Annotated in this window: 11 protein-coding genes; 9 read left to right on the top strand and 2 right to left on the bottom strand. The window is 66.7% G+C overall.

The features are described 5' to 3' along the window. Window positions 1-7: 7 nt before the first annotated feature. From ACRDTB_RS11830 to ACRDTB_RS11810, 5 genes are read left to right on the top strand one after another with little or no spacing between them, the layout of a single operon-like run. Window positions 8-1,306, top strand: a complete 1,299-nt coding sequence (locus ACRDTB_RS11830; protein WP_431430154.1) for a cytochrome P450 family protein — start codon at window positions 8-10, stop codon at window positions 1,304-1,306. 4 nt (window positions 1,307-1,310) lie between these two features. Continuing rightward, the gene (locus ACRDTB_RS11825; RefSeq protein WP_431430153.1) at window positions 1,311-2,324 is read left to right on the top strand and encodes an NAD-dependent epimerase/dehydratase family protein; all 1,014 of its coding nucleotides are present in this window, start codon (window positions 1,311-1,313) and stop codon (window positions 2,322-2,324) included. After that, window positions 2,321-3,097, top strand: a complete 777-nt coding sequence (locus ACRDTB_RS11820) for a hypothetical protein (protein ID WP_431430152.1) — start codon at window positions 2,321-2,323, stop codon at window positions 3,095-3,097. Before ACRDTB_RS11825 ends, ACRDTB_RS11820 begins: the two co-directional genes overlap by 4 nt. 1 nt (window position 3,098) lies before the next feature. Then, complete coding sequence (locus tag ACRDTB_RS11815) at window positions 3,099-5,273, top strand: amino acid adenylation domain-containing protein (RefSeq protein ID WP_431430151.1); 2,175 nt, start codon at window positions 3,099-3,101, stop codon at window positions 5,271-5,273. Next, window positions 5,270-6,556, top strand: a complete 1,287-nt coding sequence (locus ACRDTB_RS11810; RefSeq protein WP_431430149.1) for a homoserine dehydrogenase — start codon at window positions 5,270-5,272, stop codon at window positions 6,554-6,556. The genes ACRDTB_RS11815 and ACRDTB_RS11810 overlap by 4 nt, the downstream gene beginning before the upstream one ends. 319 nt (window positions 6,557-6,875) lie before the next feature. On the opposite strand, the gene ACRDTB_RS11805 is transcribed toward ACRDTB_RS11810, so the two are convergent. Beyond that, window positions 6,876-7,382, bottom strand: a complete 507-nt coding sequence (locus ACRDTB_RS11805; protein ID WP_431430148.1) for an IS3 family transposase — start codon at window positions 7,380-7,382, stop codon at window positions 6,876-6,878. Window positions 7,383-7,820: 438 nt separating this feature from the next. Here ACRDTB_RS11805 and ACRDTB_RS11800 point away from each other — a divergent pair, with 438 nt between their 5' ends. Next, window positions 7,821-8,540, top strand: a complete 720-nt coding sequence (locus ACRDTB_RS11800; RefSeq protein WP_431430147.1) for a hypothetical protein — start codon at window positions 7,821-7,823, stop codon at window positions 8,538-8,540. Window positions 8,541-8,545: 5 nt separating this feature from the next. On the opposite strand, the gene ACRDTB_RS11795 is transcribed toward ACRDTB_RS11800, so the two are convergent. Then, a complete protein-coding gene (locus tag ACRDTB_RS11795; RefSeq protein ID WP_431430146.1) occupies window positions 8,546-9,673 on the bottom strand; it encodes a hypothetical protein in 1,128 nt (375 codons plus the stop codon). Window positions 9,674-10,099: 426 nt separating this feature from the next. On the opposite strand from ACRDTB_RS11795, the gene ACRDTB_RS11790 reads away from it, so the two are divergent. Genes ACRDTB_RS11790 through ACRDTB_RS11780 form a run of 3 tightly spaced genes read left to right on the top strand, consistent with a single transcriptional unit; the run spans window position 10,100 to window position 17,119 of the window. Then, window positions 10,100-12,505 carry an N-6 DNA methylase gene (locus tag ACRDTB_RS11790; protein WP_431430145.1) on the top strand — a complete coding sequence of 802 codons (2,406 nt, stop codon included), beginning with the start codon at window positions 10,100-10,102 and terminating at the stop codon, window positions 12,503-12,505. Then, window positions 12,498-13,817 carry a restriction endonuclease subunit S gene (locus ACRDTB_RS11785; RefSeq protein WP_431430144.1) on the top strand — a complete coding sequence of 440 codons (1,320 nt, stop codon included), beginning with the start codon at window positions 12,498-12,500 and terminating at the stop codon, window positions 13,815-13,817. Before ACRDTB_RS11790 ends, ACRDTB_RS11785 begins: the two co-directional genes overlap by 8 nt. After that, window positions 13,814-17,119 carry a type I restriction endonuclease subunit R gene (locus tag ACRDTB_RS11780; protein ID WP_431430143.1) on the top strand — a complete coding sequence of 1,102 codons (3,306 nt, stop codon included), beginning with the start codon at window positions 13,814-13,816 and terminating at the stop codon, window positions 17,117-17,119. Before ACRDTB_RS11785 ends, ACRDTB_RS11780 begins: the two co-directional genes overlap by 4 nt. Window positions 17,120-17,240: the final 121 nt, after the last annotated feature.

Here is a 17,240-nt window from a genome sequence, read left to right as displayed (position 1 = left end):
GAGTGCGATGACTCAGGACGCAACCGAAGGTTCGGCGACAGACACGACGGCCGGGCCGCTGCCGCCGGAGTTCTTCACGCACCCTCTTCAGGACCGCAACGCGATCTACGCCGGCCTGCGAGAGAAGTGCCCGGTGCGGGCGATCGACCACCCGCCGGGTGCCGAGGCCTACATCGTGGCCGACTACGAGATGGCGCTCGCCCTCTTCGGCGACCCGCGGATCTCGAAGTCGCTGGAGAACTCGCCGAAGTGGTTCCGTGACCAGCTCTACGGCGACAGCCCCGTGCAGTCGCGCAACATGCTCATCGCCGACGCCCCCGAGCACTCGCGGCTGCGGCGGCTGGTCAGCAAGTCATTCGTGCCGCGCCGGATGGAGGCGCTGCGCCCGCGCATCCAGGAGATCACCGACAAGCTGATCGACGCCTTCCCGGAGTCCGGTGAGTTCGACCTGATGGGCTTCGCGCGCGAGCTGCCGGTGCGGGTGATCTTCGAGTACCTGCGCATCGACATAAGGGACCGAGAGGAGCTCTTCGAGTGGTCGAAGGTGCTCGGCGGCGCGCCGTACACCGACGAGGAGGGCAGCAGGCGCCTCAAGGAGGTCAGCGCCAAGTTCGAGCAGTACATCCTGGACCTGCTCGAGGTCCGGCGGAGCAACCTCGGCGAGGACCTCGTCAGCCAGCTGCTGGTGGCGGCCGAAGACGACGTGTTCACCATCGAAGAGATCGCCTCGACGATGTCACTGCTGATCATCGCGGGCCAGCGCACGACGACGAATCTGATCGGCAACGGCGTGCACGCGCTGCTCACCCACCTCGACCAGCTCGAGCTGCTCAAGAACGACCCGGGCCTGGTGATCTCCGCGGTCGAGGAGTTCCTGCGCTACGAGTCGCCGAGCTACCGCGGCACGCTGCGCGTGGCGACCGAGCCGATGGACATCGACGGCGTCGACGTCGGCAAGGAAGCCTTCGTGCACCTGCTGATCGCCGCGGCCAACCGCGACCCCAAGGTATTCGAGGACCCCGACCGCCTCGACATCACGCGAACGGCCAACAAGCACCTGACCTTCGGCCACGGCGCGCACTACTGCCCGGGCGCCCCGCTCTCGCGGCTGGAGGGCTACGTCGTCTTCCCGACGCTGCTGCGCCGCCTTCCCGGGCTCGCGCTGGCGATCCCAGAGGAGGAGACCGAGTGGATCTACGACAACTCGGTCAGCCGTGGCCTCGACTCGCTGCCGGTGAAGTACGACAAGGTGCTGCCCGCCGACGTCGGATCCACCGGTTGCCCGGTCCAGCACGGGGGCGCGTGAGTGCATGAGGATCCTCGTACTGGGCGGCACCGTCTTCCTAGGCCACGCCGTCGCGGCGGAATCCGTGCGGCGGGGCCACGAAGTCGTCTGCGCGGCTCGCGGCACGTCGGGAAGGATCCCCGACGGCGCGACGCTGGTGAAGATCGACCGCGAGGCGCCGGACGGCTTGGCCGCGCTGGCGGGCCAGAGGTTCGACGCGGTCGTCGACGTCGCCACGATGTCCTACCCCTGGGTAGCGAACGCGCTGAACCTGCTCGGCGTGGGAGCCGAGCACTGGACGTTCGTGTCCTCGATCAACGTCTACGCCGACGCCGAGACACCCGGTCAGAACGAGGACGCGGTACTGCACGAGCCCGTGACGAGCGGGGCGGACGCCGCCGAGCGCATCCAGAACCCCTACCTGTATGCGGGGATCAAGGTCGCGAGCGAGACCGCGGTGCGCGAGGCGATGGGCGAGCGCGCACTGATCGTGCGGTCCGGCCTGATCGTGGGCCCCGGCGACGTCTCCGACCGGTTCGGATATTGGCCTGCGCGGATCTCGCGCGGCGGCCGGGTCCTCGTGCCCGCCACCGCGGAGCAGCCGGTGCAGATCATCGACGTTCGGGACATGGCGGCGTGGATCGTTGATGCCGGGGAACGGCGGCTGGGCGGGACGTTCAACGGCGTCGGCCCGACCCGGACGTTTGGCGAGTTCCTGGCCGACGTCGTGCGCGCGGTCGGTCCGGCGGGCACCGAACTGGTCCCGGCCTCTCCCGAGCAGCTGGCGGCCGCCGGTGTGCACGAGTGGCGCGGGGCGCGGTCGCTGCCGGTGTGGGTGCCCCGGGAGGACTACGGCTTCCTCGCGCACGACCACCGCAAGGCCGCGGGCGCGGGCCTGGAGCACCGGCCGTTCGAGGAGATCGTCACCGATGCCCTCGCCTACGAACGCGAACTCGGACTGGATCGCCCCCGGGAGGCCGGTTTGACCCCGGCCGAGGAGGCCGAGGTCCTGGAGGCACTAGGAGGGAAACAGCCGTGAGCTCTTGGCGCCGGATCGGCGAAGGCAGCGCGGACAGGATGATTCTCGCGGTCGACTTCGACTCGACCGCTCGGCCGGAGGCGGGTTTCCGCACGTTTGCGGGACTGGCGAAGTTCGCAGGCGAGATCTGGCTGACGACCCAGCCGGACGCCGCCGAGCGGGAGTTCCTGTCCGCCGAGGCGTACCTGGACTTCTGGAGTGCGCGTCCCGAGGGCCGGATCGAGGCGCTCGTCGGCTTCTGCGTGGGCTGCGTGTTCCTCCCGGCCTTGGCCGACGCGATCGAGCAGGCGCAGGGCTCGCGGCCCGCGCTGCTCCTGATCGACCCGGAACCCGTGGTCACGGCGAGCATCTACCGGGACTTCAAGAACACGGTTGAAGCCATGGGGATCCTGTCCGAGGACGAGCGCGCGGCCGCCGTCGCCGAGGCGCAGTCGGTTTGCGAGACGGCCGGGGACGACTTCGACTCGGCCGCCGTCGGCGTGGTCAAGCTCTACGAAACCACCGCGGGCACGGCGTTCGACCGGCTGGGCCTGGACGAGGAGACCAGCGAAGACCTGCTGGGCCTGTTCCGCTCGTACGTGTCCTACCTGCACGCGGCCGCCGCGCTGAAACCGGAGCAGGGCTGGGCCGCCTGCGTCGCGCTGACGTCGGCGCAGTCCAGCCCGGGCGCGCCGCACGCCGCTTCGGAACGGAGCTTTCCCATCGGGACCGAACACATGCTGGCCGACGAGCGCGTCGCCGAGGCCGCGCGCGACGTCTTCGAGGAGCGCTGACATGGCCGACATCCGGTGGCACGACCAGGCGATCGCCGCAGCCGCGGTCTACCAGGCGCGGATGACGCTGAGCCGCGACGTCGTCCTCATCGTCGCGGGTGAACCCGTGCGGGTTCGCGTCGACCCGGCGCTGACCTTCGCCGAGCTGGTGGGCGCCCGGGCCCCGCTCGCCGACGCACCGCCCGCCAGTGCGCACGTCCTGTTCGACGCGCGGGAATCCGCCGACGGCCCGGCTTTCGTGTTCAGCGAGGGACTGCGGGTCGAGGCGGGCGAGCACACCGACCGGCTCCAGTGCTTCACCGACCGGCTGCTGGCCGACCCCGGTGTCCCGGTCGGCGACGTCGACCTGCTGACCTCGGCCGAGTTCGACCGGCTCATGCACCAGTGGAACGCCACCGCCCACGACGTGCCTGCGCTCACCCTGCCGGAGCTGGTCGAGGCGAACGCCGCCGCGCACCCCGACCGCCGGGCCATCAAGCACCACGACGTCCGGCTGACCTACGCCGAGCTGAACGCCCGTGCCAACCGGATCGCCCGGCTGCTGCTCGATGACGGCGCGGGCCCCGGCGACGTCGTGGCGATGGTGTTGCCGCGCTCGATCGACTACGCCGTCACCGCGCTGGCCGTCACCAAGACCGGTGCGGCCTACCTGCCGGTGGACACGAGCTACCCGGTCGAGCGCATCACCCAGGTGCTCGCCGACGCCGCCGTCTCCCACGTCGTGACGATCGCCGAGCTGACCGACACGGTGCTGGTGCCCGCCGAGCAGGTCGTGCTGGACGCCGAAACCACCGTGCGGCGGCTGGCCGACGCCGTTCCGGCCGACCCGACCGACGCCGACCGGCGCGCGCCGCTCACCCCGGACCTCCCCGCGTACGTGCTGTACACGTCGGGGTCGACTGGGCGGCCGAAGGGCGTCGTGATCGCCCATCGCGCGATCACGAACCGGCTGCACCACATGCAGCACCAGATCCCGCTCGGCCCCGACGACCGGCTGCTGCAGAAGACCCCCGCCGGGTTCGACGTCACCGTGCGCGAAGTCTTCTGGCCCCTGCTGGCCGGCGCCTCCATCGTGGTCGCCGACCCAGACGGGCACCGCGACCCGGCCTACATCGCCGAGACGATCGTGGCCGAGGACATCACGATCACTCACTTCGTCCCTTCGGGGCTGAAGGTGTTCCTCGCCGAGCCGGATGCGGTGAAGTGCACGAGCCTGCGCCGGGTCGTGTGCGGCGGTGAGGCACTGCCCGCGGACCTGCAGGGGTGGTTCGCCTCTGTCCTGCCTGCGGACCTGTTCAACGTCTACGGTCCGACCGAAGCCGCGGTCGACGTCACGTCGATGCTGTGCCCGCGCAACCCCGAACCGGGGCCGGTCCTCATCGGACGGCCGGTGTGGAACACGAGGCTGTACGTCCTCGACGAGCAGCGCCGTCAGCTGCCGATGGGAGTCACGGGCGAGCTGTACCTCGCCGGGGTCCAGCTGGCCGAGGGCTATCTCGGTCAGCCGGAGCTGACCGCCGACCGGTTCGTCGGCGACCCCTACGGCGAGCCCGGTGCCCGGATGTACCGCTCGGGCGACGCGGCCCGCTGGCGCGAGGACGGTGTCATCGAGTTCTTCGGGCGGCTCGACCACCAGGTGAAGATCCGCGGGTTCCGGGTCGAGCTGGAAGAGATCGAGTCGGTGCTGCTGCGTGACGGGCAGCTCAGCCAGGCGGTCTGCCTCCTCCGCGAGGACACCCCCGGCGACCAGCGGCTGGTGGCCTACGTCGTCCCGGCGGTCGACACCGGGCCGGACGTCGACAAGCTGCGCGCCCAAGCCGTGGCGGCACTGCCGGACTACATGGTGCCGACTGCGTTCGTCGTGCTGGCCGAGCTGCCGCTGACGCCGAACGAGAAACTGGACCGCAAGGCGCTGCCGAAGCCGGAGGTCGTGGTGGTGCAGGCGGGCCGGGCGCCGTCGACGTCGGAAGAGCTGCTCGTCGCCGACGTGTTCGCCAAGCTGCTGGAAGTGCCGTCGGTCGGGGTCGAACAGCGCTTCATCGAGCTGGGTGGGAACTCGCTGCTGGCCGCGCAGCTGGTCAACGAGATCCACGAGCGCAGCGGCGTCCGGCTGCGGATCCGGCAGGTCCTGGAGAACCCGACCGTGCGGGAGCTCGCCGCGTTGCTCGTTCCGTGACGGCGACGCTGAAGGTCGCGCTGCTCGGCTGCGGGACGGTCGGCGGGGAGGTGGCCCGGTACCTGGACACGCACGCCGACGACCTCGCGGCCCGCATCGGCGCGCGGGTGGAGTTGGCCGGGATCGCGGTTCGCCGGGCCGACCTGCCGCGCCCGGGAGTGCCGGAGCATCTGATCACCACCGACGCGCACGAGCTGGCGCTGCGGCCGGATGTCGATGTCGTGATCGAGCTCATCGGCGGCGTCGACACCGCAGGCGAGCTGATCCGGACGGCGTTCTCGCACGGAGCTTCGGTGGTCAGCGCGAACAAGGCCCTGATCGCCGCCCAGGGCACCTCGCTGCATGAAGCCGCCGCGGCGGCGGGCGCGGACCTGTATTACGAGGCCGCCGTCGCGGGCGCGATCCCGCTGCTCAGGCCGTTGTGCGAGTCGTTGGCAGCCGACCGAATCACGCGCGTGTTCGGGGTCGTCAACGGCACGACCAACTTCATCCTCGACAAGATGGAGGTCCTCGGCGCCTGCTACCAGGAGGCGCTCAAGGAGGCCATCCAGCTCGGCTACGCGGAGGCCGACCCGACCGCCGACGTTGAGGGCCACGACGCCGCCGCGAAGGCCGCCATCCTGGCCGGGATCGCCTTCACCACGCGGGTGCGGATCGAGGACGTCCACCGCGAGGGCATTACCGCGATCACCTCCGCCGACATCACCGCGGCCAAGGCGCTGGGCTACAGCGTCAAGTTCCTGGCGGTGTGCGACCGGGGGGCCGACGACCGGTCGGTCAGGGTGCGCGTGCACCCGGCGATGATCCCGGCAGGCCACCCACTGGCTTCGGTGCGCGGCGCGAACAACGCGGTGCTCGTCGAGGCCGACGCCGCGGGGCAGCTGATGTTCTACGGTCCGGGCGCGGGCGGCGCGCCGACGTCCAGCGCTGTGCTCGGCGACCTGGTCGCGGTGGGCCGGAACAAGCTGGCGGGCGTGACCGGGTTCGGCAGCGCGAACTACGCCGGGCTGGTGTTGCGGCCGATGGCCGAGGTTTCGACCAGGTGCTACGTGCGGCTGGAGGTCACCGACGCCCCGGACGTGCTGGCGTCGGTGGCCACGGTGCTCGCGCGGCACGGCGTGCCGATCGAAACCTCTGGCCGGAGTGGCTGCTCGCTCGCGCTGGTCACGCACCAGGCGACGGACGGCGCCCTGGCCGCGGCGGTGGCGGAACTGCGCGGTCTGGACCACGTGCACGAGGTGGCGAGCCTGATCCGGATCGAAGGGACCGACCCGGCTCCCTGACGGCCGCCAGGGTGCCGTGGCGGCCGCCAGGGTGCCGTGGCTCAGAGAAGCACCGGGCGTTCATTTCGAGGCCATTGCGCGCGGGCGAAGGCGGGCTGCGGTGGTGGTGCGATTACGCGCGCCGCAGCACCAGGCCGGCTCGCCGACCTACCGACAGATGGCCACGGCCGTGCACTATTCGCCATCCACACTGCTGCGGCGTTCGGTAGGCGGATGCCGACGCGCGAGGTGATTTCCGCGTACGTTTTCACGCCGGCCCGGGGTGGACAGGCACCACCAACCCGGCGGGGTCGTCGTGTGGAGCGGTCCGGGCAAGGTGTCAAGCCCCGGATTTCGTGGAGAGTGGATTGGCTGGTTTCCAGGGGTGGGGTGACTGGGTGGGTAATCGTGTGTGGTGCTTCGTACTCGGCGGGTGGGAGGCGTCGATTGTTGTACCAGTCGGCGATTTCCAGGTCGTCGATGCCGCGCCAGGGCCGTGGTCGCGCACGAGAGTCCCCCGTGGAGCTGACCGAGGTGACCGCGCCGGCGTCGGCGAGCCGTTGGGTGTACCGGATCGCCCGGTGCACCCGCTCCGCGGTCGCTGTGACGCACGAGCCCGGTCAGGTCGGTGCCGTTGGTCCGGCGGCGCCAGATCGGCATCTGCAGCGGCGTCCAGGGCCAAGTCCGTGTACAGACTGGTGGCGACCTGCCAGCCGACGATCAGGCGAGCGAACACGTCCAGGAGCGCCACGTCGCTGCCCTGCCGGTTCAGCTCGGCCCACACCTTCCTTGCCCCGTAGACGCTGTAGTTCGCCTCGTACACCTGCTCGATCTTCTCGACCAGCACCAGGTCTCGCGCCGCGCGAACGGACTCGGGACGGGTCTTGGCGGCACAGTAGGTCGACGGTGCGATCTCAGGAGGGCCGGGAACTTGCGGCGGGCGAACCAGATCTTGAGGTCAACGGCACGTTTCTTCGCGTTGCGGAGCTGGACTGCCCGTCGCGACGAAGGTCGAGTTCGTCGACGACGATCCTGTTCCCATCCTTGTAGTGCCCCCGGCGCGGCTCGTACAGCATCCGCACGAACTCGTACCCGCCGTGAGCTGCTGGTTTCCACCACGGTCGAGATCCCGCGCCGCCGTCGTGGCCGGGGCGGTGATACCCGATGAGCGGCCGGCCGGACATGGACGTGTGGGTACGTCGCGGCTGTGCCCTGGTCGTGGCGGCACCGTCCGGCCGCTGCGCACCCACTGCCAGTACCAGACCTGGTGACAAATCCACATCCCGTGGTCGCGGCGCTGCGGGACGACGATGACCGGTTACCAGCATCGCCCGGCAACCGCGGCCGCGCGGTGCTGATCGCGCAAGCCGTTGCCGAAGAAGCAGAACAGCGGGAACTCGCGGTCCGCCGGGGAGGCGCCGGCCTACTGATGGACATCGTCGCCGGCGACTTCCGATACCGGTTGCGGATCACCGAGGAGACCAGTGCCCGATGGACATTTCGGCTGGCCCTCGAGCTGACCGGTCCCGGACTCGATCATCCGATGCGGTGGACCGACCGTGCGAAAAGGAACGTCGAGGACGACCTCGGCCAGGTGCTCGACGAGATCGCCAGCAACGCGGACGCCGCGCGTCGGGAGGCGGCCGAACGCGAACAGGCCGAGGCGCAGCGTCTGGCTGAACAGCAGGAGAAGGCGCTGCGCAAGTACCGGGCGAAGGTCCTTCGCAAGCAGGTCAAGGCGTGGCGCCAGGCCACGTCGATCCGGCGGCACTGCGATGAGCTGATTGCCGGCGGCCTGTCACCAGAGGACGAGTGGGTGCGGTGGGCTCGATCCCGCGCCGACGAGGTTGACCCGCTGACCGACCCGCCCGGCCTGCCGGATCCGGCCGACCCGGACGACACGGCCGATGATGAGCCGGAGCCTGTCGCGCCTTCGCCGTTCGCAGGGATTCACCGCGAGATCCCGAAGCCGTGGCATCCGAACCGTCGCTGGTGGGACCGCTGACCGCGTCACCCGGGGCCGTAGGGACTCCACCCGCGCAGATACGGACTCAGCTCGTCCGGCGAGGGCTTCGGCGTTGTCGGCATTCCCTCGGGATCACACCGAGGATCGACACGGTCGGCATAGGTCGCGACCCACTCGGCCCACGCCCGCACGTCCTCGCGACGGTCGCCATCGAGGGCAGCGGCGCGGTCGAGCAGCGCGGCACTGTAAGCCCTGATGTCGTCGGACAGGTCGGCGTTCTCGATGCGCTTGCGCAGGGTCTGTTCGCGATGCTGTTCGGCATACTTCCGCCGCGCCGTGGCCATCGCATCTTCCCATCGCCGTCGCCGGTCCTCAGTCCGCCGCCGCTCCTCCTCACGGCGTTCCTCGGCCGCCGCGCGCAGGTGCTCGACCTGATCGAAGAACTTGCCGAGCTGCCGCTCCACCGGCTCGGTCTTGGTGTCGGACCAGGTGAGGGCGCGAACCCGCCGTCCAGGCGGCTGAAGCCGCAACCACAACCCGTGCGTCGTGCCGCCGAAGGTGAACGGAAACTCGTCGTCCCACCCGATCGAGATCTCCAGGTATCCGTCGCGCACGTGGCCGGCCTTGCGCACGCGATAACCGCGGAACTCGGCCTCAGCAATGATTGCCTGCAGGATCCGCAGCACGCGCCCCTTCTTCTGCCGCGGAACATCCGGAATCCAGTCCTCGACCCGGGACCGCTGCCACTCAGCTCGCCACCAGTCCCGCTCCCGAGCCTCCAGCCCCTTCCTCAACGCCTCGACCAGCGGATACGGTTGGGCTGGCAGCTTGGCGGGTACCCGCACTGCTCTGCCCAACAGGTCTTCCGGAGCTCGCGGTTCCCGCTTTCCCTCCGCGACCGGATTGGCTGCCGTCGTCGCAACCTTACAGTCGGCGGGCTTTGCGGTCGGATCGGTGACGACGATCCTCAGCGAATCACCATCTGTCCACTTCTGCAGCCGAGCGGTCCCGACCCGCCACAACCTCAGCTGCGCCACCCGCGCCGCATGCCGCCACGCCAACAGCTCCTCACGACTCAACCCCTTGAGCAGCAAATGCCCACCCGCGGCAGCCGCCCGCTCAAGGACCTCCTCCGCCGTCACATGGACCGCGGACGAGTCATCGGAGACCATAACCCCGACCGTAGAGGACTTATGTTGTCTTGACTCAACACCAACGTCGTACTCTTGACCGATTACGGAAGGAGTCATGCTTGAGTTGGCGGGTGAGCGGATGGGTGGTGCTCCCGCCGGATCGCAATCGCACTAGATGAGGTCGACGGAGCTGACGAGGCGTTATCGGTTCTGGTGCAGGCATGGGCGCATCAAGGACCGCCGAAAGTCGCGCAGAGCACTAGGTGTTGGCTCCGCCGCCTCCCCAGCGAGGGCCGAGATCCGACGAGCTGCTCGGACGTAGTTCCGGTATGGACGGGACCGAGCGTGAGGGACGGCACGGTCTATCACGCTCATGGCTAAGGTTGCAGGACGACTAGCTCCGCCTGGCCCGACTCGGGCTCAGGAGCGAGGGCTGACGTGCAATAGGAAGGATGCCACTATCGGATGCCTCGCTTGACCTTGCCCCAGCTGGAGCGGCACCTGTTCGCCGCCGCGGATGTGCTGCGCGGCTCCATGGAGGCCTCGGCCTACAAGGAGTACATCTTCGGGATGCTGTTCCTGAAATACGCCTCCGACCAGTTCGAGGCGGAGCGGCAGCAGGTCATCTCAGAGCAGCGGGCAAGGGGGCGCACTAAGTCCGAGGCCGAGCAGCGGGCCGAGTCGCCCTCGTTCTATCGGACGTTCTACGTCCCGCAGCGGGCACGCTGGGATCAGATCCGCGATCACCTCCACAAGTCTGTCGGCAGCGGGCTGAACAAGGCCCTGGAGGAGTTGGAGCACCGCAACCGGTCGCTCGACGGGGTGCTGCAGCACATCGACTTCAACCGCAAGATCGGTCAGTCATCGATGTCCGACAAGAAGCTGCGCGAGCTGATCGTGCATTTCAACAAGGTGCCGCTCTGTCAGCAGGACTTTGAGTTCCCCGATCTCCTCGGCGCCGCCTACGAGTACCTGATCCGGGACTTTGCTGACTCGGCGGGCAAGAAGGGCGGCGAGTTCTACACCCCGCGTGACGTTGTTCGCCTTATGGTGCAGATCGCCGACCCGCATCCCGGCATGAGCGTCTACGACCCGTGCACCGGCTCGGGTGGCATGCTGATCCTCTCCAAGGAGTACGTCGAGGAGTCGGGTGGCGACGGACGTAACCTCGCCCTCGCCGGCCAGGAGAAGGATGGCAGCGTATGGGCCATCTCCAAGATGAACATGCTGCTCCACGGCATCCCCGATGCCGATCTTCGCAACAACGACGACGGCACGCTCGAAGACCCGGCACACATCGCAGGTGGGGAGCTGCAGCGGTTCGATCGGGTGATCACCAACCCGCCGTTCTCGATGAACTACAGCGCCCACGCGATCCCGTTCCCCGAGCGCTTCCGCTATGGCTACACCCCGGAGAAGGGTAAGAAGGCCGACCTGATGTTCGTCCAGCACATGCTGGCGGTCACGCGGCCTGGCGGGCTCGTCACTACGGTCATGCCGCACGGCGTGCTGTTCCGTAGCGGCGAGGAGGGGAAGATCCGCAGCGGTTTCCTGAATGACGACCTCATCGAGGCCGTGATCGGCCTCGGCCCTCAGCTCTTCTACGGAACCGGCATCCCGGCCTGCATCCTCGTGCTGCGGCCGGTCGGTTCAAAGCCAATGGATCGTACGGGAAAGGTGCTGTTTATCAACGCGGACCGGGATTACCGGGAAGGCCGGGCGCAGAACTACTTGGAGCCTGAACACATCGAAAAGATTGTATCAGCCTATCGCACCTTTGAGGACATGCCTGGCTTCGCGCGCGTCGTCTCCCGCACTGAACTGGCCGAGAATGACGACAACCTCAACATCCGCCGCTACGTCGACACTACGCCGCCTCCTGAGCCACAGGACGTGCGGGCGCATCTACACGGCGGAATCCCGAAGGCCGAGGTCAGCGCCAAGGCGGGCCTGTTCGCCGCCCATGGCCTGAAACCGGAACGCCTCTTGGCCCCGAAGAGCGACAGTTATCTGCAGTTTGCCGACGTCGTGACCAAGCGGCGCGACCTCCGTCGCCTGATCGAGGCTGACTCCGGAGTGGTCGCCACTGAGGACGCCGTGCTCGATGCCATCGGGCTTTGGTGGGATGCGCAGGAAGTGCGGTTCGACAAGTTGGAATCGCCTGGCGACCTGGTCGAACTACGTATGGACCTGATCGAGACGTTCCGAGACGCGCTGGCCTCCACGCCGCTACTGGACCCGTTCGCGATCCGCGGCATCGTGGCGTCCTGGTGGGGCGAGAGCCTGCCAGACCTTAAGGCGCTCGCGACGCACGGCTACCGTGGTCTTATTGAGGCCTGGGCAGCCACGGTGCTCGACGCCCTGGTCGAGGAGAAGGCCAGGGTCAACCCGCTCGACCACAAGGTGGCTCGGGCACTGCTGCCTGAGTACCTCGACCGGCTGTCCACCCTCGAAGCGGAGGTTGTCGAGCTGGACAGCACGATCAAGGCGGCGGCTACTGCCTCGGATGATGAGGACGACGCCGAGCCTAGTGAAGACGCTCTCTCGTCGGCCGAAGTCAGGAAGCTAAAGAGCAAGCTGACGGCTACCAAGAAGCAGCTCAAGTCGGAGAAGGGCGCTTTCGCGGACCGTCTTGCGGCGGCCAGTACCGCCCTCGACGACACGTTCGCGCGTCAAGTCGTGCTCGACGCCATGGAGAGAGATCTGGTAGCGGAAGCCCAAGACCGCATTACCCGGCATCGTCGAGCGGTGATCTCGGCGTTCGAGACCTGGTGGGACAAATACCGGACGCCGCTTGCGACGCTCGAAGCTGAGGGTGACGAAGCCGCAGCAACACTCGCGGGGATGTTAAAGGAGCTCGGCTATGAGTGATCGCGAGCCGGTGATTCGTGCTGAAGCAGACTGGCCTGTGCGTCCCCTGGGTGAGCTAGTGACGGTGCTACGCCGCGGTACGGCACCCGTATATGTCGACGACTCCGGCGTGAAGGCGATCGGACAGCGGTGTGTCACGGATGCTGATTTCGATGGGTCACGTTCGCGGCCACACTCGGCTAAGGCTATGTCGAACGTCGTAGTGCCTCAGGCTGGCGATGTGCTTGTCAACTCAACGGGGACGGGAACTATTGGTCGCTCCGTTACCTTTCGAGAGGACGGAGCTAGGTACATAGTTGATGGTCATGTGACTGTGGCCCGACCCCGCGAGAAGGACCTTATTGGCCGCTGGCTGAACGACGTACTTCGAAGCCCGCAAGGTCAAAGATACCTTGAGGCAAGGTGCTACGCGGGCTCGACGAACCAGATTGAGCTGTCGTCGTTGGCACTTGCTGCCATGCCAGTCGCGGTTCCTTCAGTTGACGAGCAGCGGCGGGTTGCGGAGGTGCTGGATACGCTCGACGATCAGATTCGACTGATTAAGAGCACGACGTCGAAACTGCGCGCGACACTTGTTGGTCTCCTAAGCCAGCTGATGACCCGGGGCGTGCGGTCTGGCCTGGCTCCTCTGGGTGATGTCGTGCTGGAGTTTGGCGAGCCATCTATCAGGTTGCCGGAGCGGTGGACGGTTGAGCCTATTGAGAGGCTTCTGGGCTCTGCGGACCCAGCGATGCGTAGCGGCCCGTTCGGAAGTGCTCTGCTGAAACATGAGCTTGTGGAGTCTGGTGTTCCGCTTCTCGGAATCGACAACGTGCAGGTCGATCGGTTCGTCTTCGACTTCCAGCGCTTCGTGACACCCGCGAAGGCGGCCGAACTATCCCGCTACCGCGTTCGACCGGCTGACGTGATGATCACAATTATGGGCACAGTTGGACGTTCGTGTCTGGTCCCCGAGGATATCGGATTCGCTCTGTCGTCCAAGCATGTGTGGACTCTGACTCTCGATGAAAACCGTTATCGCCCGTATTTGGCCAGTCTACAACTGAATCACGCCCCTTGGGCTCGCGCGCATCTGCGGCGAGATGAGCAGGGCGGAATCATGAGTGCGATTCGCTCCGACACGCTCAAGACTTTGATGCTTCCAACTCCACCAATCGACGAGCAGCTCGAGATCGAGGCGATTTTGAAAACGGTGGAGTCCAAAATTTCTAGTCAAGAAAAGGCGTTGAAGAAACTTCGGGCTATGAAAATTGGGCTTACGGACGATCTCCTCACTGGACGTGTCCGCGCCCCTGCTAAGGCTGCCTCATGAGCAAAGGCCCCGAGTACGCAGAGGTCGAGAAGCCGCTGCTTGACCAGTTGAATGGCTTCGGCTGGCACGTCATCGATGGCTCCAAGTCGGATCCGTCAGTCACCGAGCGCGACTCATTCCGCGGCTCAATCCTCGAAGACCGACTCCGCGCCTCTCTGCTCAAGATCAACCCAGGGCCGAACGGTTTGCCTTGGTTGGACGATGCTCGCCTTGCCGAGGTGGTCTCGTCGCTGACGCGCTCTGAAGTGGGCAAGCTCATCGAGCTCAACGAGCGTATGACTGGTCGCCTCCTTGGGGGCCTATCCGTGGCGGGGCTACCGGATTGGGATCAAGGGCGCTCGCAGCGTGTCCGATTCATCGACTTTGACGACCCAGCCAACAACGATTTTCTGGCGATCAGCCAGTTCCGGGTGGATGAGCCCGGCGGCCAGGCCAAGAAGTTCGTCGCTCCCGATGTCGTGCTGTTCGTCAACGGCATTCCGCTGGTGGTCATCGAGTGCAAGAGCCCATACACCACTGACCCGATGGCCGAGGGCATCACCCAGCTGCGTCGCTACGCCAACCAGCGTCACCTCGGCCTACAAGAGGGCAACGAGCAGTTGTTCTGGACCAACCAGTTCGTCGTCTCTACGTACGGCGACAAGGCTCGCGTCGCGACCTTCACCGCCGGACCGGAGCACTTCCTGGAGTGGAAAGACGCCTTCCCGCTCAGCCGCGACGAGCTGGCAGCGCAACGCGGCAAGCCCGCAGCCGAGCTGAGCGGACAAGAGCTGCTCACTGCCGGAATGTTGGCGCCGTCCAATCTGCTCGATCTCGTCCGGCACTTCACCCTCTTCACGGAGGTCAACGGCAGGCGGATCAAGATCATCGCCCGCTACCAGCAGTACCGCGCCGTCGGCCGGGCACTGAAACGCCTCCAGACCGGTAAGACGCGAGCCCACGACGGCGAGAGCGATCGCCGTGGCGGCCTGATCTGGCATACCCAAGGCTCGGGTAAGTCCCTGACCATGGTGTTCTTGGTGCGGGCGATGCGCTCGGATCCGGTGCTGCGCACCTTCAAGGTCGTGGTCATCACTGACCGGACCGACCTCGAAAGGCAGCTCTCCAAGACCGCTGCGCTCTCCGGTGAAGGCGTGGTCCGGGCACGGCGCACGGCTCAGCTGCGGAGGATCCTGGCAGAGAAGGGCCCTGCGCTCGTCTTCGCCATGATCCAGAAGTACCGGGACACCGATACCGCTGGTGTGAGTGAGACCCGTATGGCCGCGGACGAGAAGACCGATGCGCTCGGTGTCCTGAATACCGACGAGACCGTCGTGATCCTCGTCGACGAGGCGCACCGCTCCCAAACCTCGACGCTGCATGCCAACCTCATGGCAGCACTGCCGAACGCCGCCAAGATCGGCTTCACCGGAACGCCGATCATGCGCGAGGGCAAGAAGCGCACCGACGCGATCTTCGGTTCGTTCATCGACAAGTACACAATCCGCCAGGCTGAGCACGACGGTGCCGTCGTCCCTATTTTCTACGAGGGACGCACCGCTAAGGGGGCGGTGGCCGGCGGGAGTGACCTGGACGAATTGTTCGAGGACATGTTCGCCGAGCACACTGACGAGGAGATCGAGAAACTCAAGGCACGCTACGCCACGACCGGCGCGGTGCTCGAAGCGCCGAAACTCATCGCAGCCAAGGCGAAGTCGATTCTCTGGCATTACGTATCAACGGTGCTGCCCGGTGGCTTCAAGGCGCAGCTGTCAGCTACGAGCCGCCTCGCCACGGTTCGGTACCGCGGAGCGCTCCTCGCTGCCCGTGACGATCTCGTCGGTCAGATCGAGCGCCTGCCGGAGCACCTCGTGCGCGGCGCCGAGGACGGCAGCCTTGATATCGATGGCCTCGATCGACGCAAGCAGGTCCTGGTCCGCGCCTTGCCACACCTTGATCTCATCCGGATCCTGGACTTCGTCCCGGTCATCTCAGGCAGCAACAATGATGACCCGACCTGGCTGCAGTGGACCGACAAGTCCCGCCAGGACGCGGTCATCGCTGAGTTTAAGAAGCCTCTGGGCCTCCCGTGCGAGCAGACAAGTCCCGTCGCCTTCTTGCTGGTACGCACCATGCTGCTGACCGGCTTCGATGCCCCGGTCGAGCAGGCGCTCTACCTTGATCGCTTCATCCAAGACGCCGAACTGCTCCAGGCCATCGCCCGTGTCAACCGGACCAGCCCGGGCAAAGCCGCTGGCCTCCTTGCCGACTACTTCGGCGTTGGCGCCCACCTCCAGAAGGCGCTGCAGGCCTATGCACCTGAGGACGCCGAGGACGCCATCGGGGCTCTGGCCTCGATCACTGACGAAGTGCCGAAGCTGCGCGATCGGCACGCTCGAGTGGTGGCGCTCTTCGCCCAGGCGGGCATCGAGACGTTCGACCTAGACGACGACATCGAGGCATGTGTCGATCTGCTTTCGGACGACGCCCTCAGGGCCCGGCTTGGTGTGCTGTTGAAGCAATTCCTTACCACGCTCGACACCATCTTGCCCCGGCCGGAGGCGTTACCCTTCGCGGCCGACGCCAAGCGGCTCGGCCTGATCCAAAAGGTCGCCCGACGACGCTACCGAGACGACGGTCTCGGAGAATTCAACGCCTCGCTGTACGGCGAGAAGGTGCGCGCCCTGATCGACGAGCACGTCACGGCGCTCGACATCGCGACCAAGATCCCACCCGTCTCGGTCACTGACCCGGACTTCCTCGCGAAGGTCAAGGGCCTCACTTCCGACAAGGCGAAGGCCTCGGAGATGGAGCACGCCCTTCGCTTCCACATTCGCAAGAACTTCGACGAGGATCCCGCTCGCTACGCCAAGCTCTCCGAGCGCCTCGACGAGATTCTGCAGACGCTTACCGGCAAGTGGGACCAGCTTAGCCTCGCGCTCGAGGTGCTACTAGGCGATGTTGTCGACGAGCCAGCCTCGGGGCGTGTGCATGAGAACCCACTCGTTGCCCGGTTCTATGGCCTTCTGGAGAGTGAGTTCGCCACCAGCGTCGCCCTGCCAGGAGAGGTCCAAGTCCGCGTGGACATCATTCATCTCGCGGAAAGCATCGTCGTCGAGGTTATGCGGCACGCCGGCATCGTCCGGTTCTGGCACAATCCGCACGCCCAGGACGAGCTGCGAAAAGACATTATCCATCAGCTGGACGACCGCGATCTGTTTCCGTTCTCCGAACAGGCGGCCGTCGCTGACCTCCTCATGGAACTCGCGCGAGCCAACCAGCCATTAATCAGGGAGCAACTCCGTGCACAGGGACGCTCATGACACCCCTTGTGTCAACCTTTAGATCGAAATCAGGCTGCGACGTGCTGATCGAGGTGCTGACGGGCGCCGGCGTGCAGGGTGGGGTTGTAGGGTGTGCTGTTCTGCCAGCAGCGCCATATGA

Source organism: Actinophytocola sp. (assembly GCF_050699935.1).
GTDB lineage: Bacteria > Actinomycetota > Actinomycetes > Mycobacteriales > Pseudonocardiaceae > Actinophytocola.
This window is presented reverse-complemented; position numbering and strand designations above follow the sequence as displayed.

Coding starts and splice junctions, on each gene's coding strand:
- ACRDTB_RS11830 (WP_431430154.1), top strand. CDS start 8: ATGACTCAGGACGCAACCGAAGGTTCGGCGACAGACACGACGGCCGGG.
- ACRDTB_RS11825 (WP_431430153.1), top strand. CDS start 1,311: ATGAGGATCCTCGTACTGGGCGGCACCGTCTTCCTAGGCCACGCCGTC.
- ACRDTB_RS11815 (WP_431430151.1), top strand. CDS start 3,099: ATGGCCGACATCCGGTGGCACGACCAGGCGATCGCCGCAGCCGCGGTC.
- ACRDTB_RS11795 (WP_431430146.1), bottom strand. CDS start 9,673: ATGGTCTCCGATGACTCGTCCGCGGTCCATGTGACGGCGGAGGAGGTC.
- ACRDTB_RS11790 (WP_431430145.1), top strand. CDS start 10,100: ATGCCTCGCTTGACCTTGCCCCAGCTGGAGCGGCACCTGTTCGCCGCC.
- ACRDTB_RS11785 (WP_431430144.1), top strand. CDS start 12,498: ATGAGTGATCGCGAGCCGGTGATTCGTGCTGAAGCAGACTGGCCTGTG.
- ACRDTB_RS11780 (WP_431430143.1), top strand. CDS start 13,814: ATGAGCAAAGGCCCCGAGTACGCAGAGGTCGAGAAGCCGCTGCTTGAC.